A 24,758-nucleotide genomic window follows, 5' to 3' on the forward strand; every position below is an offset into this window, starting at 1 on the left:
CATCACCGGTAGCCGAGGATGAGGCCCCGCGCGAGCAGCGCCCAGCCATCCACGGCGACGAAGAGGAGGATCTTGAAAGGCAGGCTCACCTGGCTCGGAGACAACGACTGCATGCCGAGCGCGAGCAGGATGTTGGCGACAACCATGTCCAGCACGAGGAACGGCAGGAAGACGAGGAAGCCAATCTGGAAGGCCTCCGTCAGCTCCGTGATGACGAAGGCGGGAATGACCACGAAGAGATCGTCCTCGTGCACCGCGTCGGCTTCGTCCGGCGGCCGCAGCTCGCGCGCCAGGTCCAGGAAGCGGGCCCGCTCCTCCGGACTGCCATGCTTCACCAGGAAGGTACGCAGCGGCTCGGTCACCCTGCCCGCCGCGCTGAGGATCTGCGCACCGGAGCCGACGTCCTGGTAGACGGCCTGCCCCACGTCGTACATGCGCTCCATCACCGGCGCCATGATGTGCCCCGTCAGCACCGCCGCGAGCCCCGTGAGAACGATGGTGGGCGGTGCCTGCTGCGTTCCCATCGCCGAGCGCGCCAGTGACAGCACCACGGCGATCTTCGAGAAGCTCGTCAGCATCAGCACCGCGAACGGCAGCAGCGACATCAGCGCCAGCATCCCCATCATCGACAACGGGCTGCCGGCGAAGGACAGCTGCGAGAGCGGTGTCTCCGCCGCCAAGGCCAGCCCGGGAAGGAGCACGCCCGACACGAGCAACACGCGGCTCATGACAAGGTCTCCTTCTCGTGGGAGCGGGCCACCGCGCGCCGCCTCGACCGGGTCTTCACCCGCACCGGCGTGTGCGCCCGGCGGATCTCCGCGAAGGAGTCCCCGAAGGCCACCAGGTAGCGGCTCCCCTCCACCTCCACCAGTGCCAATCCGCAACGCTGCGACAGGCCCGTCCTGGACACCACCCTCATGCGCTCGGTGAGGGCGAAGCGGACATCGGCCCGTCCACGCCGCATGAGCCACCACCCCAGGCCCCCCAGGGCCGCGGCCCCCAACAGCCACCGGGCCAACACGGCCGCCGAGACGCCTCCCAGGGGTGCCAGCGCCGCCAGCCCGAGCACGAGCCCCAGCGCCAGCAGCAGCTTGTTTCTCGGAGACACGGAGTCGAACAGGGTCTTCATCGGCGCGCTCACGGCAGCAGGGTGAGGATGCGGGCCCCCACCTCTCCCTCGATGTCCACCAACTCCGCCCGCGCTACCGCCCGGTCTCCCACTCGCAGCAGCACCGGCTCGCTCGCGTTGATGTGCAGCGGCAGCAGTGCGCCCGGCTTCAGCCCCGCCAGCTCCGAGAGCGGCAGCAGCAGCCGCGTCAGCTCGATCTCCACTTCCACCGGCAACGGGGGCATTCCCTCGCTCCGCTCGACTACGGTCGCCATGTCCGACTCCTGGAAAAGTCCGCGCCTGCGCGCGTGGTTCAACGAGAAACCCTCGGGCGTGAAGTCACCCGTCAGCTCGAAGCCGCGCAGGGCGAGGCGCCCGGGACCCGACAGGCCCGTGCCCTCCTGGCGCAGCCCGTCGAAGAGCACGACATCCCCCGGCCCGAGTGACTCCAGCGCCGTGCGCGGCAGCGATGTGCTGCCCACGAAGCAGCGGGCCTCCAGCCGCGCCGCCAGCACCTCGGGCGCGAGCTCCACGTCTCGCTCCGCGGGCAGCTCCTTCAACGCCCCTTCGAGCACCACCGCGGGCAGGACCAGCCGCCCCCCCGCCGTCGTCTGTCCCACCGTCACCGTCAGCTCCACGCCCAGGTGACGCTGCCGGGCATCGAGGCGCGTCAACGCCTCCGTGCGATTCATCGTCACCCCGACGAGGCGCGGACCGAATCTCCGCTCCAACTCCGGCTGGCCACGCAGCGCGCACAGCGCCGACAGGCCCAGGAAGGCGAAGGAGGCTTCCTCCAGGCGCGTCAGCTCCGTGATGGGTCCGGGCTTCGTCCCCGCCCCCGCCAGGCGCTCCAGCGCGGCGAAGAGCACCGGCGGCTCCAGCTCCAGCACCCCCATCCCTCCCGTCGCCGACAGCTCCACCAGCGCGAAGGCCGCCGTGTGCGCCAACCCCGCCGCCGGCATCACCACCGCCTCCAGCAATCGCGCCTCGGCTCGGACGGGGCACCCCAGCTCCCGTCCGAGTGCCTCGCACACGCCCTGCAACGCCTGCCTCGCGAGCCGCACCACCTGGGGCCGCTCGTGCAGCGTCACGTGGGCCCGTGCCAACCGGCGCGTGCCGAGCCGGCGCAGCGTCATCGGCTTCAACGTCGTGGACTGGCTGCTCTCTCCGAAGGGACTCTGCATGGTTCGCTCCGTGCCGCGGACGCACCACTCCTGTTCACGGCCGATGCCAACGGCCGTGCCCGCGAAATCGAGGGGTTGGAGGTCAGGAGCCGTCCCGACTCGGGACGGGGAGTCTCAGGCCCGGAATCGGTGTTCCGCCGGGTCTGGTGCACGTACCCTACGGGCTGGCCAAGGCGAACACAGGAGGCAGGCCATGGGGATCATTCGCGCCCACGCGGTGAGCGAATACGTGACGCTGATCAACCTCTTCACGGTCAACCCGAGGGACCAGCTCGGACTGACGCGGGTGCAGTTGGGGGACATGTACTGGTACGGCAAGCGCCAGCCCGGGGCCATCTCGGCCAACTTCCACCGGAGCCTCGATGGGGTGCGCTTCTTCAACCATGCCCAGTGGCGGAGCATGGAGGCGCTCGAGGCGGGCCGTCGGACTCCCGAGTTCCAGCAGCACCTCCACAACTACCGGTACTTCGAGATGTCCACGGACCCGCATGCCTACGAGGTGGTGATGACCACGCGCGGGCAGCCACTGGAGATCCGCTGGCCCAGCCCGGTGCTCGTCACGCTGCGGGTGGACACGGTGGAGCCCGCGCGCCAGGAGGCCCTGGTGGCGCTGCTCCGCGAGGAGCTCGAGTCCGAAGTCGCGGGGAGGGTGGGTGCGGCGCTGCACCGCAGCCTGGATGGGGAGCGGGTCGCGGTGTACTCGCAGTGGCGCGGCGAGGCGGAGCTGGAAGCAGCCCTGTCCACGGCGGGACAGCGCGCACTGCAGGAGCGCGCGGCCACGCTGGCGCGCGCCACGGACTTCCGGCGCTACGAGGTCTCCGGCACCAGCGAGGACTGAGCCGGATGCAGTGGGTCTCAGCGCGTGGCTTCGCGGAAGAGCCGCTCGGCCAGTGCACACACCGCCGGGGTGGCCGCCGCGTCGGGCGGCTCCACCTGGCGCTCCGGAAAGAGGTTGCGGTGATAGGGCGGCAGCCTCCGGAAGAGCTCCCGTCTCAGGACCTCCGGCGCCTCCTCCATCACCGCCCGCAGCCGCGCCGCGGCATCCGGCCGCACTCCGAACTCCACCGCCACCCGCGCCTGCCGCCTCGCCGAGGAGAGCGCGGTGAACCCGGCCAGGTGGTTCTTCGCCTCCCGCGCCTCCGGCTCCCTCAACCCCTCGAGCAGCACCCCCGCCCGCTCCCGCCCGAACACCAGCGCCACCAGGGCAATCCGCTCCACGAGCAGCGAGACCGGAAGCGAGCCCTTTACCGGCTCCGGATACGCCGGTCTCCTCGCTGGCTCCGGCGGTGGACTCCGAGGCACCCGGACCACCACCGTCTGCTCGGGCCCTGGCGTCCTGGCACCCGGGCGCTCGATGCGCGTCACATCCATGGCTCATCCCTCCCGGAAGCTCACGCCACCTTGCGTGCGGCCCCGGCCGTCACCACCGGACGCGTGGGAGCAGGTGGAGCCACGGGCTTCGCTTCCGCCATCGCGCGGTAGTGCCGCAGACGCAGCGTCATGAGGATCAACCCCACCGACAGCCCCGTGACCGCCAGCGACAACACCGCCAGCAGCACCCGCAGCCGCGTCAGCGGAGAAGCCCCGGGCGTGGGCGCCACCACCCGCGTGGACACCTCGTCCACCATGAGCGACACCGACTCGGGAGCGAGCCCCTCCACACCTCCCGCGAGCAGGGCGCGCAGCAGCTCCCGCGAGCCCTTGATCGTCTCCGCGTAGCCGGGCGCCACGCGCAGCATCGCCGAGGCCTTCGCGGGCACTGGCGGCTGTCCGGGCCTCGGCGGCGGGGGCACCACCAGGTGCACTCGCGCCAGGAGCACCCCCTCCACCGTCTGGAGCGTCTTCTCCAGCCCCTGCTCCATCACCCTCACCCGGCAGAGCTGCTCCTCCACCGGCGTCCGCACCAGCCCTCCTCCTCCGAAGACGTCACAGCCCTCGTCCGCCACGGGCCTCGGCAACCCCAGCTCCGCCAGAATCCGCACCGCGTCCGAGGACTGCTCCTCCGTCACCTCGATGGCCCACGTGGGCTTCTTGCCCGCCTCGGGCACCTTGCGCGCGTCGAGCCCCCGCTCGACGAGCACCGTCTGCAACTCGTTGGCCTGGCGCTCGTCCAGGCCGTGTTGAATGCGCTCCCTGCACCCCGTGGCGCACAGGAGCAGCAGCAAGAGACAGCGTCGCATGTCCATGGGAGTCCTCACACCTGCGTCTGCAGCACCTGCTTGACGCCACCCGTCGCCTTCTCGACGACCTTCCCCGCGAGATCGAGCTCCTGACTCGCGCGGTACACGTGGGCCTGGACGGCCAGCAGCTCGGCCGGAGAGAACGACTTGCCGGACTCGGCCAGCGCCAGGATGTTGTCCAGCCGCTTCTGCGCCTCCGTCACCCGGTCCAGCACCTGCACCGCCTGCTGGGACCTCGCCGCCTGCACCGAGTCCACCCGCACCCCGGCCCGCACCTCCGACGCCCCCCCCGCGGCCTTCCCCGCCCCCTCCACCTCGCACTTCCCTCGCGCCGCCTCCGTCTTCTCCGTGGACGTCTGCTGGGGGGTGCCCTCACTGGCGACCCGGGGCCCCGGCTGCTTCGCCGGGCCCTTCACCCCCTCCAGCACCTCGCCGAACCGCGCCTTCCCCGAGGGCTCCAGCGCGGGCGTCGCTCCCGCCCCGCCAATCGCCCCCACCTTGTCGATGGCCATGGCGCGCCCCTACCGGATGTTGTTGATGGCGGCCTTCGCCGAGTCGTGCCGCACCTTCATGATGTTGGAGATGGCGTTGTGCGCCCGGCTCTCCGCCTGCATCTCGTTCTGCAGGTTCATGTAGGCCAGGTTCATCTTCGCCCCCTCGGCCTGCATCTCCCGCTGCGCCGCCAGCAGATCCCACTGCTCGCCCTGCCCCGCCGTCCCCCCCACTCCTCCCGCTCCCGCCGCCGACACGCCCTGCACCGACGACGCCGTCGACGACACCACCGAGCTGACGCTCGCCACCGCCGCGCTCACCATCGGGTTCCCCGGCATCAGCGACGCCGCGATTCCCGCCCCCGCCTTCACCACCTCCTGCGCCGAGCGCGCGAACACCGTGCCGAAGTCGTTCCGCGGCGTCTGCCTCGCCACGGTGGGGGTGATGGACAGCGAGCCAATCCGATTGCCGTTCTCCACGTGAAGCCTCCTGCGCTTGGGTTGCGCCGGGGCTTCTTCAGCCCACGTGCCAGCCAACGAGCGCAGTCTTCCCGGGCACATGGCCGCTCCCCCACCCCGCCAACCCTCCACCGCGTGGAGCGCGCATCCGCGTGCGTGGACGGTCAGCGGGCGCGGCCGGGCCCCGGCCGAAAAGTTGCGACCCCCCCGGGCTGCTCCAGACTGTAGCTCCCTGTCGCACCCCGAGGAGGTTCCCCATGACGCCGTCCAACTCTCCCCTCCGACTCCAGGAGCGCTACCACCCGCGCGTGGACGCCAACTGGATGGTGAAGGTGCACCTGGGCGAGCGCACCGTGCTCGTCAAGGCGCGCGACCTGTCCATGGCGGGCCTGTTCCTCCACGGCCACCCCCCGGACTCCGTGAAGCAGCTGTCCCTCACCCTGCCGCTGCCCGGCATCGGGGACATCACCGCCACGTGCAACATCGTCCGCCGCGCGGCCCACGGCGTGGCGCTCGAGTTCGCCGACCTGGACTGGGATCACTTCCTGCTGCTGGCGCGCTACCTCCACCCGCGCCTGCCCTGAGCCGGGCCCGGCCTCACCCTTCCGGCCTCACACCACCCGGCGCAGCCGCTCCACCAGCGCCATCAGCTCCGCGCCCTTGAAGGGCTTCTGGATGTAGCCGTCCGCTCCCGCCATGGTGGCGCTCTCCATGTCCGACTTCTTGGACTTGGCGGTGAGCATGTAGACGGGCACCTTCGACGTCGACGGGTCGCTCTTGAGCATCCGGCACACCGAGATGCCGTCCAGCTGCGGCAGCACCACGTCCATCAGCACGAGCTGGAAGGGGCGGCTCTTGGCCAGCTTCAAGCCCTCGATGCCATTGGCCGCGCACACCACCTCCACGGCCCCGTCGCTCAGCATGGAACGCACGAGCTCCCGGATGACGGGCTCGTCCTCGACCAGGAGGATGTGGAAGGGATTCTGCAGGTTGGCACCCATGGGACTCACTCGTATGCGAGCGCCTCCACCACGTTCAGGGTGGCGGCACGACGCGCAGGATACAGCCCGGCCACGATGGCGCACAGGGTCGAGACGACCCCCATCACCCCAGCCAGCCGGGCGGGAAAAATATAGGGAAAGCTCCACCCCGTGGCCTGACCGCCTACCACATCGGTGATGAGAACCCCCATCCAAAGGCCCGCCAGCGCTCCGATGAGCCCACCTGACAGGCCGATGAAGGCCGCCTCCCCGACGAACAGCCGGACGATGTGGGACCGGGCCGCCCCCACCGCCCTCAACAGGCCAATCTCCCGGGTCCGGTCCAACACCGCCGCCAGCAACGTGTTGACCACCCCCAAGAGCGCCAGCAGCACCGCCACCACCTCCATCGCATAGGACACGGAGAAGGCCTCGTCGATGAGCGCCGTGGCCTCCTGACGCAGGTCCGCGTTGCTCAGCACGTAGAGCTGGTGGCGCTCGCCCCACCGCTCCGTGATGGTGCGGCGCAGCTCGTCCAGCCTCGAGCGGTCCGCGAGGTACAGCTCGAAGGTGTCCACCCGGTCATCCTGGAAATGCGCCTGGTACACCTCGCGCGCCAGGAAAACGACGCCCTGGTCCGAGGTGTAGTCCACCGCCACCGCCGCCACCGTGTAGGTGCGCGCGCCCGTGGGCGTGGACATCTCGAAGGTGTCCTCCACGTGCAGGTCCCGGCGCCGCGAGAGGTTCTCCGAGATGATGACCCGTCCGGCCAGCCGCTCCTCGCGCGTGGGCAGGCGGCCCTCCAGCAGCCGCGGCTTGCCGTGGCTCTCGTAGATCTCGGGAATCAGCGAGATGACGTAGGCGCGCAGCCCGAGCACGTCATGGGGCAGCACGCGCACCCGGTCGACTTCGGAGACGCCGGGCAGCGCCGCGAGCTCCTCGGCCAGCTCCGGGGCCATGGGCTGGTTGCGGCTGCCCGCGATGCGCGCCGCCGAGGTGAGGAAGAGGTCCGCCGGCACCGACTGATCCAACCACCGGTGCGCCGCGGAGCGGAAGGAGCCCACGAAGCCGGCGATGCACACCGCCATGGCCACGCCAATGGCCAGCGCCGACACCGGGACCGCCGTGCGCGCGGGCGCTCGCGCGAAGTTGTCCGCCGCCAGCCGGCCACTCACGCCCAGCAGGGCCTCGCCCGGGCGATGGTAGACGTGCCACAAGAGGCGCAGCACCCCCGGGGCCAGCAGCGTGGTCCCCATCAGCACCAGGAAGATGGAGATGTAGCCGCCTACGGGCAGGTTCTCCACGGGCGCGGGCAGCCACGTGGACGGGTAGACGAGCAGCAGGCACCCCACGCCGAGCACCGTGGGCAGGCGCGAGCCCCCCACTCCAGCCCCCTGGGCCGCGTCCCGGCGCAGCGCCTCCACCGGGAGCACGCTCGAGGCCTGCAGCGCCGGCCTCAGGGCCGCGAAGCCACTGCCCAGCACGCCGAGCGCCACGCCCAGGCCCAGCTCCCACGGGCCCACCGTCACGTCCCGCGCGTTCACCTGGATGTAGAGGCTGGAGATGGCCCCGGACACCCAGCCGATGGCGAGCCGGCCGACGAGTACGCCCAGCGGCAGCCCCAGCACCGTCCCCACCCCGCCCAGCACCACCGCCTCCAGCGTGAAGAGGGCCCGGATGCGCAGGCGCGTGGCCCCCAGCGCCCGCAGCGTTCCAATCTCCCTGCGCCGCTGCACCACGCTGATGGCGATGGTGTTGTAGACGAGGAACACCCCCACCAGCAGCGCCACCCCGGAGCCCAGGTTCAGCCCCATCTGGAAGCTGCGCACCATGGTCGCCACCGAGCCGCCCCGGCGCGACGGGCGCTCCACCTCGAAGCCTCCGCCCAGGGCCGAGCGCAGGCGCTCGCGCACCGCGTCCACGCCCACCGCCGCGTCCACCGCCACGTCGATGCGGTCCAACGTCCGCTCGCGCCCGAAGGCCGCCTGCGCCGACGCCACGTCCATCACGCCCACCGAGCCGCCAAAGGCCTTCACCGGCCCCGCTTCGCGGATGAGCGCGTGCACCACGAAGTCCTGCGGCCCGCTCCCGGTGATGAGCTGGAAGCCGTCCCCCACCTTCAGCCCCCGCTCGCGCGCGAAGCGCTCCGACACGAGCATCCGGTCCGTCGAGTTGAGGAACTCCAGGTCGTCCGACAGCCCGCCCAGGTCCCTGTCCACGCCCTCGTACGTGCGGAAGTGGCCGTCATCCAGCAGGTCCACGCCCATCACGTAGAGGCGCTCGCCCGGCGCGCCCTTCACCGGGACGATCACCGTCAGCGCCCCCGAGGCATGCGTGACACCGGGCACCGCCCGCACCCGCTCCAGCACGGACTCGTCGAAGCCCACCTGCGTGCCCGCCACCGTCAGGTCCGCCTTCCCCGCGATGGCATCCACCGTCGAGCGGAACGCATCCAGCACCGAGCCGTTGATGGACATCACCCCCACCATCGTCGCCACGCCCACGGCCACGCCCAGCACCGTGAGGCCAGTGCGCAGCGGTGCACCCAGGATGTGACGCAGGGAGACGAGCCGGAGCAGCGAGAGCATGTCCCGGCCACCTTACCCGCTCCGTGGGGGCCTGGGGTGCTCGGATGAAGGGCAGGCAGGCGCATCAAACCTGGCGCTTTGCTTCCTGCCCCAGGACGCGTGGGGTAGCGTCGGCGCGCACATCACCGGGGAGGGGCCAGTGAGAGTCGCTGAACAGCAAGGCTTCGCGGGCAACGAGCGTTTCGAGGTCAGACGGACCCTGGGCGTGGGTGGCTTCGGCATCGTGTGCGAGGCGCTCGATCGCCGCACCGGCTCCGTCGTGGCCCTCAAGACACTGCACAAGGCGTCGCCCGGCTCGCTCTACCGCTTCAAGCAGGAGTTCCGCCTCCTCACGGAGATCGTCCACCCGAACCTCGTCACCCTCTACGAGCTGTTCTCCGAGGGCTCCACCTGGTTCTTCACCATGGAGCTCATCGAGGGCCACGCCTTCCTCGACTCCCTGCGGCTGCGGCCCTCGGAGAAGGCGGAGCCCTCGACCCCACACGAGGACACCGTCACCAGCCCCCAGCGCCACCCGAAGCTGGACAGCGGCGCGAGCCACTCGTCACCGGACGAGGACACCGCCACCAGCCTCAACGCCACCACCGGCTCCCAGGCGCTCGTCCTCCCCGACGCGCCCACCCGCACCGTCGACGCCGGGCGCCTCCGCCCGGTGTTCCGCGAGCTCGTCACGGGCCTGCGCGCACTCCACGCCTCCGGGCTCGTCCACCGCGACCTCAAGCCCTCCAACGTCCGCGTCACGCCCCAGGGCCGCGTCGTCATCCTCGACTTCGGGCTCGCCAAGCCGCTGATGTACCCCTCGGCGTCGATGAGCTCCCCCGAGCCCCTCGCCGGCTCGCCGCCGTACATGGCCCCCGAGCAGTGGGACCTCCAGCCCACCACCGAGGCCACCGACTGGTACTCCGTGGGCGTGATGCTCTACGAGTGTCTCACCGGGCAGCGGCCCTTCACCGGCAACATGCACGAGATGCGGCAGGCCCAGCGGCACGGTGCCGCCCCCATCTCGCGCTTCGTGGTGGACCCGCCCGCCGACCTCGTCTCCCTCTGCGAGGACCTGCTCCGCGAGGACCCCGCCGCCCGCCCCTCCGGCGCCGAGGTCCTGCGCCGGCTCGGCGGCCAGGACGCCCCCGGGGCCCCCGCCCCCACCGCTCGCGAACTCCGTCTGGTGGGCCGCGAGAAGGAGCTGGCCTCGTTGCATGCCGCCGCCTCGCGCGGCGCCGCGGGCGAGACGGTGCTGGCCCGCGTCCACGGCCTGGCCGGTCTCGGCAAGAGCGCGCTGCTCGAGGCCTTCGCCCAGGAGCTGCGCCGCGAGGGACGTGCCCTCGTCGTCTCCGGCCGTTGCTACGAGCGCGAGTCCGTCCCGTACAAGGCGCTCGACAGCCTGATGGACTCGCTCAGCCGCGCCATCTCGCAGCTCCCCCGCGAGCAGGTGCACGGACTCTTCCCCGAGCACTTCCAGGCCCTCTCCCGCCTCTTCCCCGTCCTCCGGCTCAACGAGGACGCCCTGTCCCAGGAGCACGCGGAGCCCCTCCCGGAGGATCCCCTCCAGGCCCGTGCCCTCGCCGTGCGCGTGCTCAAGGAGTTGCTGCGGCGGATCTCCTCGCACAAGCCCCTGGTGCTGCTGCTGGATGACCTCCAGTGGGGGGACCTCGACAGCGCCCGCTTCCTCGCGGAGCTGTTGTCGCCTCCCTTCGCGCCGCCCCTGCTGCTCGTCCTCAGCTACCGGAGCGACGAGGCCGCGAACAGCCCCTGCCTGGAGGCGCTGCGCCAGCTGTTGGAGCCGCTGTCGTGGACCGTCCCGCCCGTGGAGGTGGCCCTGCCGCCCCTCTCGCCCGAGGACTCCGCGCGCCTCGCCCTGGAACGGCTCGGCGTGGAGGACCCCGCGGCGCGCGCCCAGGCCGAGCGCATCGCCCGGGAAGCCGGAGGCAGCCCGCTGCTGGCCGAGGAGTTCGTGCGCTACGTCACCTCGGACAGCGAGCGCGCCACTTCGGGAGAGCTGTCGCTCGGCCGCGTCGTCGACGCCCGCGTCCACCAGCTGCCCGAGGGCGCGCGCCAGCTCCTCGAGCTCCTCGCCGTGGCCGGTCATCCCCTGGAGCAGACGCTCGCGCTGGACGCGGCCCGGCCCTCCCAGGCCACGCTGTCGTCGCTCGCCCTGCTGCGCTCCGCCCACCTGCTCCGCACCCGCGCCACCCCCGGCGGTGTCGACCTGGAGGTGAGCCATGACCGCATCCGCGAGCGGCTCGTGGAGACCCTCCAGGCCCCCGCCATCCAGGGCCATCACCGCCGGCTCGCCGAGGTGCTCGAGGCCCAGCCCCAGCCGGATCCCGAGCGGCTCGCGCTGCACCTCCACGGGGCGGGCGAGCTCGTCCGCGCCTCCCTCCACGCCCTCAGCGCCGCCGAGCGCGCCCGCGAGGCACTCGCCTTCGCCCGGGCCGCCGAGCTGTATGGCTTCGCCCTCGAGTGGAGCCAGGGCACGCCGGTCTCCGGTCTGCCCCCGCGCCGCGAGCTGGAGCGCGCCCGGGCCGAGACCCTCGCGCTCGCCGGCCGCGGCACCGAAGCGGCGCCCCTCTTCCTCCGCCTCGCCGAGGACGCCCCTGCCCACGAGTGGCTGGACCTCCAGTGCCGCGCCATCGAGCACTACATGGTGGGTGGGCGCATCGACGACGGCACCGCGCTGCTCGGGCCCGTGCTCGAGCGGCTCGGCCTGAGCTACCCGCGCTCCACGGCCCGCGCGGTGCTGGAGGTCGTCTGGCTTCTGGCCCGGCTCAAGCTGCGCGGCATCGAGTTCACCGAGCGGCCCGAGTCCGAGGTGCCCCCCCTCCAGCTCCAGCGCATCGATCTGCTCTGGGCCCTGGCGCGGGCGTTGATCAACGTGGAGCCCACGCGCGGCCTGCTCTTCCAGCTCCGGAGCCTGCTGCTGGCGCTCGACGCGGGAGAGCCCCAGCGCGTGGCCCGTCCACTCATCGCCTTCGGCGGCACCTGGTTGTTCCAGGGCTCCCCGGGCGCGCTGGAGTCGGGCACCCGAGACCTCGAGCGCGGTGTGGCGCTGGCGCAGCGGCTGAACACACCCGAGCTGCTCGGCCTGGCGGACATCTTCCGCGGCGTCCGCTCACTCACCGTGGGCCAGTGGGCCGAGACGCTCGTCCAGGCGGAGGCCGGCCTGGAGCGGATGCGCGAGAGCCGCCGGGACACGCTCTGGGAGGGCGGCATGGCGCGCGCCATGGCGATGCTCGCCCTGGACCTCACACACCAGATGACGGCGCTGCGCGAGCACGGCGGCGATTGGTACCGCGTGGCCGTGGAGCAGGGCGACGCGTACTCCCAGATGACGGCGCTGCTCGGCACCGGCATGGGACTGCTCGCCACCGGAGACGCCGAGGGCACCTGCCAGCGCATGCGGGAGCTCGCCGCCTCCTGGCCCCGGACGGGCACCATCCAGCACATCTCCGTCTTCCTCGTGGAGGCCTGGGCCGACCTCTACCAGGGACAGCACGCGCGGGCGTGGCAGCGCATCACCCGGATGTGGCCCAAGGTGAAGTCCGCGCAGTTCCTCCGCGCCCTGGTGGGCCGGATGAGGATGTACACCGTGCGCGCATGCGGCGCGCTCGCGCACGCCGAGCACGACACGGGCGCCCGGGAGAAACTGCTCGCGAGCGCCGAGAAGGACGTGGAGTTCATCTCCCGTCAGGGGCGCAGTGACTGCGTTCCGATGGCCCACCTGCTCCGGGCCAGCATCGCCCGTCTCCGGGGGGACCCGGCGGGAGCGCGTTCGCACCTGACCTCGGCCCTCCAGGGCTTCGAGGCCACGGGCATGGCGGTCCACGCGGCCATCGCCCGCCACCACCTGGGAGGCCTCATCGGTGGAGACGAGGGCCGTGCCCTCATCGAGGCCGCCCACGCGGTGATGACCTCCCACGGCATCGCCGAGCCCGCGCGCTGGGCCTCCACCTTCGCCCCGGGCCACTCGGCCCCAGGAGTCCGATGAGCTGGATCTTCCCGCTGCCGCTGGCAGCGCTCGCCCTGTCCGCCACCCCGGCTCCGACGTCCGTGGATGGTGGCACGCCCATCCCCTACGCCACCCAGCCCGATCTCCAGAGCGCCCCCATGGGCCTCTACGAGACCGGGCTCGCCCTGGCCGACATCAACGGTGACGGCTACCCGGACCTCATCACCGCGAGCGGGAACGATCAGGGACTCCAACCACTGGCCGTCTACCTGAACACCCGGGAGAACGACTTCTTCGGCACGCTGCAACGGCCGGACTGGGTCTCCTCGGATTCGGACGCCCACATGAACCTCGCCGTGGGCGACATCAACGGCGATGGGTGGCTGGACGTCGCGGTGTCCACCCTCGGAAAGCCCTGGGGCAGCGGCGGCGTCAAGGTCTACTTCAACCAGCGCGGCACCCTGGAGAAGAGCCCCTCCTTCCGCTCGAAGGACACCTACAGCTCGTTCGCCTGCGCGCTGGGGGATGCGAACGGGGATGGCCGGTTGGACCTGGCCACCTCGGACATCATGCCCCTGCTCGGCGGCTCCGCGCGCATCTACTTCAACCAGGGCGGGACCCTCTCCCCGAAGCCCGGTTGGCGCTCGAAGCCCGGAGGTACCGGCGGCGGAGTCCTCTTCACCGACGTGCAGCAGGATGGGTTCCTGGACCTGGTGGTCGGCACGTCCCAGGTGATGGTGTTCCCCGGAAGCGCTGGCGCGGACGGTGGCATCTCCCTGCCCACCACGCCCGGGTGGAGCTCGCGCGAGGGAGACCTGGTGCCCTATGTCTCCGCGGGCCCCGTGGGCACACAGGACACGTGGACCCTCGTCGTCTCACGCAACAACGTGCAGGGCTTCATGAGCGGCGACGCCGGCACCCCGCCCCGCTACGAGGCCTATGTCCCCGCTCCCGATGCCGGCCAGCCCGTGTGGACGTCCACGCCCATCAACCTCGGCTCCGGCGTGAAGCTGGCGGACGTCAACGGCGATGGCATGACGGATCTGCTCGGAGGCTCCTGGGGCGGCGTGACACCCGAGAGCGGCTTCTTCCAGCTCTACCTGGGCCAGGGCTCCACCTTCGCGAGCCAGCCCGCGCTCACCTCGGCGCGCGGCACCCAAGGCATCATCCAGGCGCTCGACGCGGCGGACCTGCGGCAGCGCTTCACCTGCCCCGGCTCCTGGAGCACCACCCTCACGCGCTCGCAGGCCGTGGTGACGCTCCCGCTCCCCCTCGTCGGCGGCATCTCGCGGGTGATCCGCAACGGCAAGCCGGTGCCCCCCCGCGGCTACACCACCGTCCCCGGTGCACCGTGGATCTCCTTCGCCCGGCGGCTCGCGCCCGGGGACACGCTCCAGGTGACCTATACCCATCCCCTCTCGGTGGACGTGGTCATGGCCAACCAGGACTGCTCGCTCGGCGATTTCATCTACTCTTCCTATGCCACCGTCCCGGGCTGCGGGACCCCCTCCAAGGATTGAAGCCCATGCTGGTGAAGTTCATCCACGACCTCACGACCAACGAGAAGCTGCAGCGCGCGTTCGCGGAGAACCCGAAGAAGACCATGAAGCAGGCGGGCCTCTCGGCGAAGCACCAGAACCTCATCAAGAACAGGGATCCCCGGCAGGTCTCCCAGGCGCTGATGGACGAGCTGCGCACGAGCCCCTTCATCGGCTTCTGGTTCGTGCCGGCCATCAACCTCACGAGCATCAGCCCGGCGTCGGGCCGCCAGGGACAGACGCTCGAGGTCACGCTCACCGGGCAGTACTTCACGGACCCGATGACGGCCGACATCGAGAACAACACCCAGAAGGTGCCCATCACCCTCCAGGAGGTGACCGGGGCCGGCGAGGCGAAGAGCCAGGCCACGGGCACGCTCGCGCTCGCCGCGAACCTGCCCCCGGGCCCGTACACCGTCCGCGTCACCTCCAACCAGGATGCGACCTCCACGCTCAGCATGGGCTTCACGGTGAACGCGAGCAGCGGCAGCAAGCGCACCGCCACCGCGGCGAAGAAGAGCCCGGCCCGGAAGGCCTCCGGCGCGAAGACGGCCCCGGCCCGGAAGACGCGGGCGAAGACGCCGAAGAAGTAGGCCCACTGGACGGGAGGCGCGCCGTGGTTCCCTCGGTCCCGAAGACGTTCGCCTGGCTGGCACCGCGCGTTCCGGAGGTGCTCGTGCCCCGGCGGACGATGGCGCGCTTCGAGCCCCTCACGCACCGGCTCCCGTCGCTGCGGAACTTCTCCTTCGAGTGCCGGCTGGCCGCGGACGCCTCCCAGGTGGACTTCATCGGGACCCTCACACCCACCTGGGGCGGAGAAGAGCTGGCTCGCGAACGGGGTGCGGCCCCGCCCGGGCGCTCCGGCCCCCTCTGGGACGGCGTCCGCGCGTTCTGCGCCGCGTGGGCACCCGAGGGCAGCCCGCTTCACGCGGAGGTCCCCTGCATCTGGCTGGAGTTCGACCACGACCGGCCCGCGCCGCATGAGCCCCAGCCCTTCACCACGGTGTGCGTGCAGCCGGACTACGCCCACCGCCGCCTGACGCGAGGCGCGCTTCCCGAGGGTCATCCCATCCGCCGCACCGTGTGGCGCTCACTGGAGCTGCTCGGGCAGGGCCCGCTGGAGCCGGAGGTCCGCCGCACGCTCGAGCGCTGCTTCGACGAGATTCCCACCGGAGGCGCGCTGTCGCACGTCGCCCCCACCTACGTCCGGGGCACGCGCTCCATCCGGCTGGTGCTGACGATGCCCTCCCGGAAGGTGTGGGCCTACCTGTCCCGCCTCGGCTGGCCGGGCCGGCGCGCCGACGTGGAGCGCATGCTCAAGCCCTTCCAGAGCTCGAGCGAGGTGGAACTCTACCTCGACGTGGCGGACGGCCTCCAGCCCTCGGTGGGCCTCGGCATCGGGCTGCTGGAGCCAGACGAGCCGCGGATTCCCTTCCTCTTCGACCGCCTCGTCTCCTGGGGCCTCTGCACGCCGGAGAAGCGTGACGGGGTCGTGGCGTGGCTCGGTGAGGACGCACGGGTGCTCCTGCCCGGGCTGCGCATCCCGAGCCATCTCCTGCGCTGGGCGATGATCAAGCTCGTCCACCGCCCCGGGAGGCCGCTCGAGGCGAAGGCCTACCCCGAGTTCCACGTCCGCCCTGCCTGGTTCGACTGAACCACGGGCATGATGGGAGGCTCCCCACCCGGAGGCTCCCATGTCCGAGAAGAAGCCCGCGGCACCGAAGTCCCCGCTCTCCCGCGCCGCCGACCGCACCCTCGCCACCGAGCAGTCCCAGCAGCACCCGCTCAATCCGAACTCGGAGATCCGCGGCCACTCGCTGAGCGAGCTCGTGGGCATGCGCCGCACGGGTGTCCACCTGCTGCGCATCCCTCCCGGCAAGGAGTCCTTCGTCTTCCACTCGCACCAGCTGGAGGAGGAGTGGATGTACGTGCTGTCCGGCCGCGGCATCGCCGAGCTCGACGACACGCAGCACGAGGTGGGCCCGGGTGACTTCCTCGGCTTCGCCGCCCCGTCCGTCGGGCACCACCTGCGCAACCCCTTCTCCGAGGACCTCGTCTACCTCTCCGGCGGCGAGCGCCGGGAGATGGAGGTCGCCGACTTCCCGCGCCACAACAAGCGCATGATCCGTGTCGGCGGGACCCTCTCCTTCTGTCCGCTCGACCAGCTGGAGACGATCACCCTTCCCGAGAGCAAGGACCCACGGTGACAGCAGCAAGGAAGCTTCGGCGCTAGGGGAACGAAGGCGCCGCTCTGGTGCTCCTCCTCGGATGCGCTGAGCGCATCAGGACTTGATGCTCAGCTCCGAAGCCCGTCGGCGAAGGGCCGGCTGAACGTGGAGGGAGAGGCCGAACGTGCCTGCTTCAAAGCGGAAACCTGGTGCTCCACGAAGGCACGCGTCGGTACTTGGATGGCTCCCCGGCTGCGAAGTGCCAGTTCCAGGGCCAGGGCGTGGCGGCGACGCATGGGTGCACGGGTGAGCGCGTCCAACAGCGCTTGTGGCGTGAAGGGTTGTCCCGCGAGGTAGCGCTGCTGCGGGTCCAGGTTGGGGCGGACTTCCTGCCACCCTGCGGCCACGGCGGAGGCCTGGGGGAGCGGCAGCGCGTCCTCTGGCTTTGGCACGAGGTCGGCATCGAGGTCCTCCTGTTCCAGGGGAATGGACTCTTCTGACTCCTCGGGGCTGGCGGCGTACGGGCCCTCGATGCGCAGTCCGGTGATGGCACTGAAGGCCTCACCCGCAAGTGCTGCGACAGGCTTTTTCCACATCAACTCCAGGCAGGCGTCGGCGGCGGCCACGCGGCCGGTGAAGCCCAGCGCCCACAGGACATCCGCCTGAAGCACCTCGTCGGAGAGCAGCTCTAGCAGCAACTTCGCGTCCCGCTCATCGCCGCCCAGGCCCAGCAGCAGCAGCGGGAGCCGGACAGCGGGGGCTCGCGATTCGACCGCGGCCCGGCAGGCGGCCCAGGCGCTGCGGTGGCCGCCCATCAGCCCCGCCATGATGGCGGCGTCACGCAGCAGGGGTTCTCCCGAGCCGAGTGCGCGCTGGAGTACGCCCGGTTCCAGTGGCAGACGCATCCTGCTGATGGCGCGCAGGGCAGCGGCGGCCACTTGGGGCTCCGGGTGCGAGAGGAAGGGCATGCACAGCGGCGCCGTGGCCAGTCCGTGCGCACCCAGCGTGTCCAGGCCACGAACAACGCGTGAGGGGTGATCGGCAAGAGTGCAGCCGGGCAACCAAGCAGAGCCACCACCGCGCCACCGCCTGGGCCACCACCGCGCCCCGATACCGCCCGATGCCCCAGGACAGACCCGGTAATGACGGGCCATGCCGAACCGTCGTGCGTGAGTGGTCAACAGGTCCGCGCCTTGCCGAGTCCTGCAAGGGCACATGCCGCGCACGAGCGGCCTGGTTAACCCACACATGTAGGGAACATTTCTGTACTGATTTCCCTGACTCGGGCCTGATCGCGCAATCCGTGCAAAATTAGTTTCCGACTTGTTTGGAGCGGTCGCGAGCTTTGGAGGGGTCCACCTGCCGCCCCGGTCCCACCGGGAGAGCCGCATCCTTGCGGTCATGGTACGCTCCCCCATCTACGAGGTGAGGTAGCGCGTGGGACTGACACTCAGCCACCCGGACATCGGCGAGATGATCGGAGATTACAAGGTCGTGGGGTTCTTGGGCGCGGGGGGCCTCGGCATCGTCTACAAGGTCGAGCGCGGGGGCTGCTTCTTCGCGTTGAAGCTCCTTCTAATCCCCAAGCTGGACGGGCGGGGCAAGCGGGAGATCGGCATTCTCATTCACCTGGAGAACCCCGGCGTCGTCCGCTACGTGGGTTCGGATTTCTGGCCGGACCCGGTTATCGGCCATCCCTATATCGTGATGGAATACGTGCCGGGGGACACGCTTTGGACGTTTGCCTACAAGCGAAACCCGTCGGCTCGGAAGGCGACGCGCATCATCCTGGACGCGGCATTGACGCTCGGGGAGGTACACGCGGCGGGTGTGTTTCATCGCGATGTGAAGCCGGAGAACATCGTCATTCGGGAAGGGAACGAGCGCCCGATCCTGATTGATTTCGGGATTGGTTCTCTGGCCAGTGCCCCGACTGTCACCGGCTCGCAGCTCCCGCCCGGGACAGAGGAATTCCGCTCTCCCGAGCAGATACGCTTTCAGCGCGCCAACCCGGACGGCACGGGTCAATACGAGTACGGGCCCACCGATGAGATGTGGGCATTGGGCGTGACTTATTACTGGCTGCTGACGGATGCGCTGCCCTTTGGCGAGCGCACGGATGAAGGGGGCCTGGACGGGCTGCGCGAGCGTATCTTGACTCAGCGGCCCGACGCGCCGCACGTCGTCAACCCCCGCGTGCCGCTGGCCGCCTCGCTGCTGTGCATGAAGATGCTCGCGGAGCGGCCAGAGGACCGCTTCCCGTTGGTTGCGACACTGTGCGCGGCTCTGAATGAGTCCCTGTCCAACGCGGAGAACGACGCGACCTGGGAGCCGCCGCTCGTAAATCCGCTTGATCCGCAGACGACAACGACGCTCGATGACCCGGCAAAGCAGGAGCCGAACGAACAGCGGCGCATGTTTCTAAAGCTGGTGAAGCGGCGCCCCCGGCGCGGGCAGCCCTCGCGGAACGCGGCACCCGTGCTCTTCGTGCCTGCTGCGGTAGCAGGCCCTCGGCCCCTGGCCGCAGCCGCGAACCAGGACAAGCTCCCCATGGTGGAAGCGCCGCGCGTGGACCCGGCCCCAGTGGAGCACGAGCCGCCCGTAATGAGCGCCCCGGTGCCGCCAGCACGCGAACTCGAGCCTGCCGCAGGTCCACCCCCTCAACGCGCAGCGTGGCGTCTCGGGGTCATTGGGGCCGTGCTGACGGTGGCCGTCGTTACCCTGTTGGTGGGCGCGAACCTGGGGGGACCTGGCCCTACGGGACGCACCAGCGAGACCCGACCCGAGTTGCCGCTACCGTCCACGTCCCCGGGCCCTCACGCTACCGACGCAGGCGTGTGCGGTCGTGAAGTGGCGCCCGATGCAAAGGCGCTGGAATCTCTCGCCGGAGGAGACGCGACACCCGTTGGGGCTCAACTTCCCGCGTCTACCGCTAACGCCATGCTTCGCACGTCCGCTCAGACGCCCAAGAACGAAACGCCGAAAACGCAGACGCAAGGTGCGGGGTTCCGCTTGCCGGTGAAGCCCGCAGCCGTGGCGGTCTGTGCGCTGCTCGACGGGGGATGCACCGCGCCCGCCTCCCAGGTGCGCACCGTGCCCCCCGAGATTACCTGCCCCCAGGGTTGGCGGGAGACCCACGAACGGTTCAACGTCACTGGCCGCGACGAGACCGCCACGGTCAAAGGGTACAAGGGAGAAGCCGGAGAGGCGGCCAGGGTGAAGGATGGCCCCGCTACCCTCCAAACCGGCATCTATGGTGCCGTGGGCAATCTACCTGCCGGGACCCTGCTACTTGGACAGTGGAAGCTCGGAGACAACCGCCTTTTCGGCACCTTCACCGAGGCGAAGATTCCAGGCGTGGGGACTTTCCCTGTGTGTTTCGTTGCTGGCATTAGAGGCGGTGGCCTCGGCTTTCAAGGCGCGTCCTTTGGGGACGAGCACGGCAAGGAATTTCTTTGCCCCCCCGGCTTGGGCGTCTGCCTCACTCCCGGAAGCACGCCCGGCAACGCCAAGACACCCACGCGCGTTCTTCTCGAAGTGCCTGTCGGGCAGCCCTGATTATTACCTTGCCCTTTGGAGGTTGAGTTTCCGTGCTGCCCCCCTCTCCCGGTGCCGTCCTGCTGGCCGCCCTGCTCGCTGGTGCTGCGCAAGCCTCAGAACCGCCCCCCGTCCCCCGCTGCGCAGCGACGGCGCGTTTTGACTTGGCCGCAGGCTCCCCGGAGGTGGCTCCCGACGTGTGCGCGAGCGCGGACGAGACGACGACCTTCGTCTTTGACTCCCGCGTCGCTGTGGGGGCGGTGGAGTTTCAGCCCGTGGGACGCCTCGCGGATTGGGCACTCGGGCAGGAGGGGCTGAGCCTCCACGTCATGCCCAAGGGGGATTATCTGCCAGGGGAGCGGGTAAAGGTGACGGTGCGCTTCGCGGATGGCGCGGCACCGGCGAGCGCGAGCTTCTGGCTCGTGGGCCATGCGGCAAAGGGGACGCGCCGGGTGTATGTGTTCCGGCAGCCGCGCCCGCCCGACGTGTGCGAGAAAGAGCGTGACGAAGCACAGGCCGAAACGCACCAGTGCCAGGAGGACAAGGCGCGGCTTCTGGCCGAGCGTGAGGAGCCGGGCGGGCTCCTGGGTGCCGCATGGCTGGAGGGTGCTGGGGTCGTGGCGTCCAAGAAGCTTGACTTCCTGACGGTGCCGCCAGCCAACGCGCTCATACTGAAGGGGGCCTGGAGCTACAGCTACACGCCCACGGGCGAGAGCCGCCCGGCAAGCGTAGCTGTACGGCTGGGCCTACTTAACCCCGGTGCTGAACCCTGGACGCTGGCGGGGGCGGCACTGGTGGACAAGGCGGGGGAAGAGGTGGAGCTTACGCGGTGGCAAGAGGCACCCATCCCCGCGAATGGTGCCGGTGCCGTCGTGGTGGGTTTGAAGGGGGAGCGCGCGCAGCTCGGCTGCCCCTGCACCCTCAAGCTCTGGGAAGCACAGGGGCCGCGCACCTTCACCCTCGGGAACGTCACCTTCCCGGTGAGCCAGCAGGCGGGGCCCTGAGCACGGCCAGCGCGAGCCGTGCCGAGTCTCAAGGGGCTGCGCGCCCGCCAATCTCCGGAAAGCGCTCGTAGGCCCGTTTGAGCGCGTCCAGGTGGGCGGGGTTGTCCAGGTCGAGCGGCGCATCGGTGAGCTGCACGACCCACCCGCCCGTCGCGGTGCGCCGTGCGCGTGACAGCAGCTCCGCGTCGCGGGCCGGGTCCGGAAAGCCGATGGCTTCTGCGGCAGCGGCGGACCAGTAATTCACCCACCCGAGGCAGTGCGGAATCTCAGACGAGCGCATGTGCTCTGCGATCTTGAGCGCTGGTAGTCCCCGTGGCGGGCTCCCCGGCTTACGAACCGGATCTCTGGTCTGCTGCGAAATCTCAACAGCCGCGTCGGAAGGCGTTGCGAGCCCCCAGAAAGCACGAGCACCTTCCCCGATGGCCGCTAGCACATCCATCGCCGCTGCAATGCCTGCCACGTCCAGATGTAGCGAACCATGGATTTCAAAGTGCGGCGGGCTCCTTGCGGCAAGCCCGTTCGGGTTCTCCCACGCGGTCAGCGTCACCGGGCGGCTTTTGTCATCGTTGCAAAGGAACGGAAACCCACCGTCGATCTTGTTAGCCGTGACCCACTCATCGCGATGGGGCAGCGCAATGAACTCCTCTTTTTCAGAGAGCGTCCAACCCAGCCGCAAACCGGGAAGCGCGCCCTCCATTCCATGAATGATAGCGAGAGGCCGCCTATCTTCGCCCACGAGAGCAGGTGCATAAACGATGATGCCAAGTTCATCCGAGAAAACCGCCATGTCAGCACCAGTCCATGATTTCAATGTTGAGGTTTCGATCCAATTTCTCAAGCGCGGCTTTATGCGCGGCGCTTTTCACACCAACGACAAAGTTATACCCACAGGCCTCTGCGAGTCTTTTCTCCCGTTGTAGTTCCGGCAGTTTCATCCGGGCAAAAAACTTCTGGGAGTGTGGTGAGTGCTTGTCGAAATTATCCGTCTTGACGTCCCACAGAGTGAGCGTGGCCAATTGCAGCCCGTCGTAATCCTTCCCGTTGACGCGCACATCCCAGCCGGGGAAGCTGTTGTTTGGAATTTTGTCGGCGCATTCGTTGTGCGGGTCATGACCGCCACGGTGATTCACCGGTCGAGGCTCGCACTCCGGGCGGCGGTTTCGCTCCGTGACTTCGGGTGGCAACGGGGGCGGCCAGTCCTGCCCTGCTGGCTCCGGCTTGGGCCTTTTTTTCGGCGAGGGCTTCGGCGGGGCGGGCTTCGTTACAGGCACGGGCTTCACTTCTGGCACGGGGCGCGTTTCAGGCACGGGCCGCGTCTCGGGCAACGTAGGCGGCGGCCGAACCTGGGGACGGCCCCTCTTTTCGTAAGCCTCCAACGCCTCTGAGATTGCGAAGCCCACCACCACCACGCCCGCGACGATCACCGCTCCCACGACGATCTCCGGTGCCGCCAGGACACAAACCCCGACCCCCAGGGCAGCGGCACCGGCAGAGGCCACCGCGCATCGTCCTGTGAGGTCGTGAAACTCAACCCGGTCATGGTCGAGGGCATAGAAGCACCTCTCTGCCAGCTCGGGCCAGGGCTCGGAAGCTTCGCGGACGGCGCAACGCCCCCCATCCGTCCAGGGCAGCTTCGCCGCGCGCTGGAGGTTGGCGAGCCTCGGGTCGCGGGCCGCTGGCTCTCTTGGGCTTGGGGGGGTCGTCGTACAGGCTGAGAGAAAGAGCAGAAGTGCAAAGCACGCTCGGAGACGCATGGCCGGATCGTGGTTCAGAGCACGGCGCCTGCTTGTGTCTGAGCACGAAATGACTGAGCCGCCTCAACGACTTTCTCGGCGACACCGGCTGCTATCACGGCATCACTATAGGAAAGCTCGGCAGTCTCCTGTCGCTCTACATTAGGATGAACCAAGTTGCGCTCGATTCGTGACAGAGTTGCAGCGGTAACATTGGTCGCATCCAATATGTTCAGTCCATTAGGACCGCACATGGCTATCATGTCGACAAGTTCCCACTCATTTGGCAATTTAAGTGACTTTCTTCCATTTTCGATTTTCCCAGCCAGGCTCTTGCTGGCCTTCTTTACGTCGATTGCCTCAAGGCGTTTTTGCTCCGTTTCCAACAGGTCGACGAGGATTGCTTCGACTACACAGCCGGCGAAGACAAGAGCAACCTTGGGCGTGCGAAGACGTAGTGCTTCCTGAAGGGTTGCGTAATCGCGCTCGGCAATTCGGCGAAGCTTTGTGTCGTGAATGAAAGACAGTTGGCGGACAGGGCCAGTTTGTGGGCCACGCCATGCTTCTCGCGCAATGCTAGCGGCGTTGAATAGAGGCGCAGCTTTGAGCGACTGGAAGACCGTTCCGGTATTTCTCCATTCCGCCAAGAATCCCCGTGCGCCCTCGATTGCTGCTATCCACTCCGCCAAGCGAGGAGCCAATGCCCCCGGCGACAAGTGCGGCTCAAGCTCGTCGCAAATGCGAATGAAGGCGGCAAGTGATGCGTAATGTCTGTGCGCCATCAGTTCGCCATCAGCGTCCCAGTCCTTCATCACAGCATCTAGTCCATCAGGCGTCACGTGCATGCATCCCTCAAGAATCAAGAACACCCGGCAACTGCGCTCCTGACGATTACCACCACTTCGTCTCTGCTGCATTCTGCTTGAGACCGCGTATCGACTCGGTACGTGCTTGATGCCGAAAATTCTTGCTGCGGGGGGGCAGTTCCCTCGGGCGGTAGCCATGACGCGTGTGGCCACAGGGCTGCCAGCATGTGCCCCCAGTGTGCCCCGCCAGCGGGGAAAGGGGTGGAACGCGAGGGAACGGGGTGGGACGGGGCGGGATGACGAACCCGAGGAGAATCAAGGCGATAGCGGGTAACAGCGCGTCCTGCTTAGGGTTTTCCATCGCCTTGTTCACGGGTTCGATTCCCGCCGCCTCCACTCCGTATCTCCCGGAAAGGACGCAGCTTTCCGGGGGGCTGTAGCAAGGGATGTCGCAAAGTCCCGGGCGCCATCGAGCGAGCCGGGGTTTTCTCCTGACGCCGCCAGCGCCAGCCAGGCGGGCTGGCCGCGCGCATGGCCCCTGTCTTTCCTATGCTCCCGAGACCGCATCGCCGAGCCGGGTGACCCAGTCGCCCTGGTACGGCTCGGTCATTGGCACCTGGGCCAGGGGTGGGCAGTAGCGGTAGCGCTCGTTGGGCACGTCGAGCCCGCGCCGGCGCGCGAGCCGGAGCAGGGCGAGTCCCTCGAACCACAGGTGCCGATGCGCGCCGAAGTGGTCCTCGCGCTGGGTGAAGCCGCGCGCCAGCTTCTCGGTGCGGGCCTCGTGGCTGGCCAGGGCCTCGGAGAACGCGGAGAGGAAGGTGGGAGTGTCCCCGTCCACCAGCGCCTGTGCGAGCGCGGACCAGCACTCCTCCTTGGAGGCGCGCGTCAGCTCCTGAGTAAGCCTCCGGTCCAGCCCATGGTGTCGGCCACCAAGAAGAGTGGCACGGTGGCCGCGTGATGGATGGCGCGTCGACAAGCCTATCGCTGCTGAGCCTGCTGCTGGGCCCACGACTCGGGGAGGAGTTCCGCGAGGCGG

The 24,758-nt window shown here is 69.5% G+C and carries 23 protein-coding genes; 9 read left to right on the top strand and 14 right to left on the bottom strand.

From position 1 onward, the window contains the following. Positions 1-2: 2 nt before the first annotated feature. From sctR to sctQ, 3 genes are read right to left on the bottom strand one after another with little or no spacing between them, the layout of a single operon-like run. Positions 3-728 carry a type III secretion system export apparatus subunit SctR gene (sctR, locus tag VFZ09_RS02405; RefSeq protein ID WP_329725811.1) on the bottom strand — a complete coding sequence of 242 codons (726 nt, stop codon included), beginning with the start codon at positions 726-728 and terminating at the stop codon, positions 3-5. Further along, positions 725-1,129 (bottom strand): flagellar biosynthetic protein FliO, encoded by a 405-nt coding sequence (locus tag VFZ09_RS02410; protein WP_329725812.1) that lies wholly within the window; start codon positions 1,127-1,129, stop codon positions 725-727. Before VFZ09_RS02410 ends, sctR begins: the two co-directional genes overlap by 4 nt. 8 nt (positions 1,130-1,137) lie before the next feature. Beyond that, complete coding sequence (gene sctQ / locus VFZ09_RS02415) at positions 1,138-2,292, bottom strand: type III secretion system cytoplasmic ring protein SctQ (RefSeq protein WP_329725813.1); 1,155 nt, start codon at positions 2,290-2,292, stop codon at positions 1,138-1,140. 193 nt (positions 2,293-2,485) lie between these two features. Here sctQ and VFZ09_RS02420 point away from each other — a divergent pair, with 193 nt between their 5' ends. After that, entirely contained in the window at positions 2,486-3,130 is a 645-nt protein-coding gene (locus VFZ09_RS02420) for an antibiotic biosynthesis monooxygenase (protein ID WP_329725814.1), read from the top strand. A gap of 17 nt (positions 3,131-3,147) precedes the next feature. Here VFZ09_RS02420 and VFZ09_RS02425 read toward each other — a convergent pair whose 3' ends face one another. The 4 genes from VFZ09_RS02425 to VFZ09_RS02440 are packed head-to-tail and all read right to left on the bottom strand — an operon-like array spanning position 3,148 to position 5,443. Further along, positions 3,148-3,663, bottom strand: a complete 516-nt coding sequence (locus VFZ09_RS02425; RefSeq protein WP_329725815.1) for a hypothetical protein — start codon at positions 3,661-3,663, stop codon at positions 3,148-3,150. Positions 3,664-3,683: 20 nt separating this feature from the next. Continuing rightward, on the bottom strand, positions 3,684-4,478 hold the full coding sequence (locus VFZ09_RS02430; RefSeq protein WP_329725816.1) for a flagellar M-ring protein FliF: 795 nt from the start codon (positions 4,476-4,478) through the stop codon (positions 3,684-3,686). A gap of 8 nt (positions 4,479-4,486) precedes the next feature. Continuing rightward, complete coding sequence (locus VFZ09_RS02435) at positions 4,487-4,984, bottom strand: ATP-dependent helicase HrpB (protein WP_329725817.1); 498 nt, start codon at positions 4,982-4,984, stop codon at positions 4,487-4,489. Positions 4,985-4,993: 9 nt separating this feature from the next. Continuing rightward, a complete protein-coding gene (locus VFZ09_RS02440) occupies positions 4,994-5,443 on the bottom strand; it encodes a hypothetical protein (protein ID WP_329725818.1) in 450 nt (149 codons plus the stop codon). Positions 5,444-5,679: 236 nt separating this feature from the next. On the opposite strand from VFZ09_RS02440, the gene VFZ09_RS02445 reads away from it, so the two are divergent. After that, positions 5,680-6,006, top strand: coding sequence for a PilZ domain-containing protein (locus tag VFZ09_RS02445; protein WP_329725819.1), 327 nt, complete (start codon positions 5,680-5,682; stop codon positions 6,004-6,006). Positions 6,007-6,033: 27 nt separating this feature from the next. Here VFZ09_RS02445 and VFZ09_RS02450 read toward each other — a convergent pair whose 3' ends face one another. Next, positions 6,034-6,423 (bottom strand): response regulator, encoded by a 390-nt coding sequence (locus tag VFZ09_RS02450; protein ID WP_329725820.1) that lies wholly within the window; start codon positions 6,421-6,423, stop codon positions 6,034-6,036. A 5-nt stretch (positions 6,424-6,428) separates the two neighbouring features. Then, positions 6,429-8,990 (bottom strand): ABC transporter permease, encoded by a 2,562-nt coding sequence (locus VFZ09_RS02455; RefSeq protein WP_329725821.1) that lies wholly within the window; start codon positions 8,988-8,990, stop codon positions 6,429-6,431. Between the two features lie 139 nt (positions 8,991-9,129). Here VFZ09_RS02455 and VFZ09_RS02460 point away from each other — a divergent pair, with 139 nt between their 5' ends. The 5 genes from VFZ09_RS02460 to VFZ09_RS02480 are packed head-to-tail and all read left to right on the top strand — an operon-like array spanning position 9,130 to position 16,681. Next, entirely contained in the window at positions 9,130-12,975 is a 3,846-nt protein-coding gene (locus VFZ09_RS02460) for a serine/threonine-protein kinase PknK (protein ID WP_329725822.1), read from the top strand. After that, complete coding sequence (locus VFZ09_RS02465) at positions 12,972-14,456, top strand: VCBS repeat-containing protein (RefSeq protein WP_329725823.1); 1,485 nt, start codon at positions 12,972-12,974, stop codon at positions 14,454-14,456. The genes VFZ09_RS02460 and VFZ09_RS02465 overlap by 4 nt, the downstream gene beginning before the upstream one ends. A 5-nt stretch (positions 14,457-14,461) precedes the next feature. Further along, positions 14,462-15,067, top strand: coding sequence for an IPT/TIG domain-containing protein (locus VFZ09_RS02470; protein ID WP_329725824.1), 606 nt, complete (start codon positions 14,462-14,464; stop codon positions 15,065-15,067). Positions 15,068-15,090: 23 nt separating this feature from the next. Then, entirely contained in the window at positions 15,091-16,128 is a 1,038-nt protein-coding gene (locus VFZ09_RS02475; protein WP_329725825.1) for a hypothetical protein, read from the top strand. Positions 16,129-16,168: 40 nt separating this feature from the next. Then, on the top strand, positions 16,169-16,681 hold the full coding sequence (locus VFZ09_RS02480; protein ID WP_329725826.1) for a cupin domain-containing protein: 513 nt from the start codon (positions 16,169-16,171) through the stop codon (positions 16,679-16,681). 89 nt (positions 16,682-16,770) lie between these two features. Here VFZ09_RS02480 and VFZ09_RS02485 read toward each other — a convergent pair whose 3' ends face one another. Next, positions 16,771-17,580 (bottom strand): hypothetical protein, encoded by an 810-nt coding sequence (locus VFZ09_RS02485; RefSeq protein WP_329725827.1) that lies wholly within the window; start codon positions 17,578-17,580, stop codon positions 16,771-16,773. 499 nt (positions 17,581-18,079) lie between these two features. Between VFZ09_RS02485 and VFZ09_RS02490 the strand changes: the two genes are divergently transcribed. Next, entirely contained in the window at positions 18,080-20,200 is a 2,121-nt protein-coding gene (locus VFZ09_RS02490) for a serine/threonine protein kinase (protein WP_329725828.1), read from the top strand. Positions 20,201-20,232: 32 nt separating this feature from the next. Beyond that, entirely contained in the window at positions 20,233-21,183 is a 951-nt protein-coding gene (locus tag VFZ09_RS02495; protein WP_329725829.1) for a DUF2381 family protein, read from the top strand. Between the two features lie 28 nt (positions 21,184-21,211). Here the strand turns inward: VFZ09_RS02495 and VFZ09_RS02500 are convergent, their stop codons facing one another. The 4 genes from VFZ09_RS02500 to VFZ09_RS02515 form a co-directional block, all read right to left on the bottom strand. Further along, complete coding sequence (locus VFZ09_RS02500; protein ID WP_329725830.1) at positions 21,212-21,970, bottom strand: DUF5953 family protein; 759 nt, start codon at positions 21,968-21,970, stop codon at positions 21,212-21,214. A gap of 1 nt (position 21,971) precedes the next feature. After that, positions 21,972-22,616, bottom strand: coding sequence for a DUF6310 domain-containing protein (locus tag VFZ09_RS02505; protein ID WP_329725831.1), 645 nt, complete (start codon positions 22,614-22,616; stop codon positions 21,972-21,974). A gap of 335 nt (positions 22,617-22,951) precedes the next feature. Continuing rightward, positions 22,952-23,785, bottom strand: a complete 834-nt coding sequence (locus tag VFZ09_RS02510) for a hypothetical protein (protein ID WP_329725832.1) — start codon at positions 23,783-23,785, stop codon at positions 22,952-22,954. A 484-nt stretch (positions 23,786-24,269) separates the two neighbouring features. After that, positions 24,270-24,698: a hypothetical protein gene (locus tag VFZ09_RS02515; protein WP_329725833.1), complete on the bottom strand. Its 429-nt coding sequence runs from the start codon at positions 24,696-24,698 to the stop codon at positions 24,270-24,272. Positions 24,699-24,758 lie beyond the last annotated feature (60 nt).

The sequence above is a fragment of the Archangium sp. genome, from assembly GCF_036277355.1.
Lineage (GTDB): Bacteria > Myxococcota > Myxococcia > Myxococcales > Myxococcaceae > Archangium.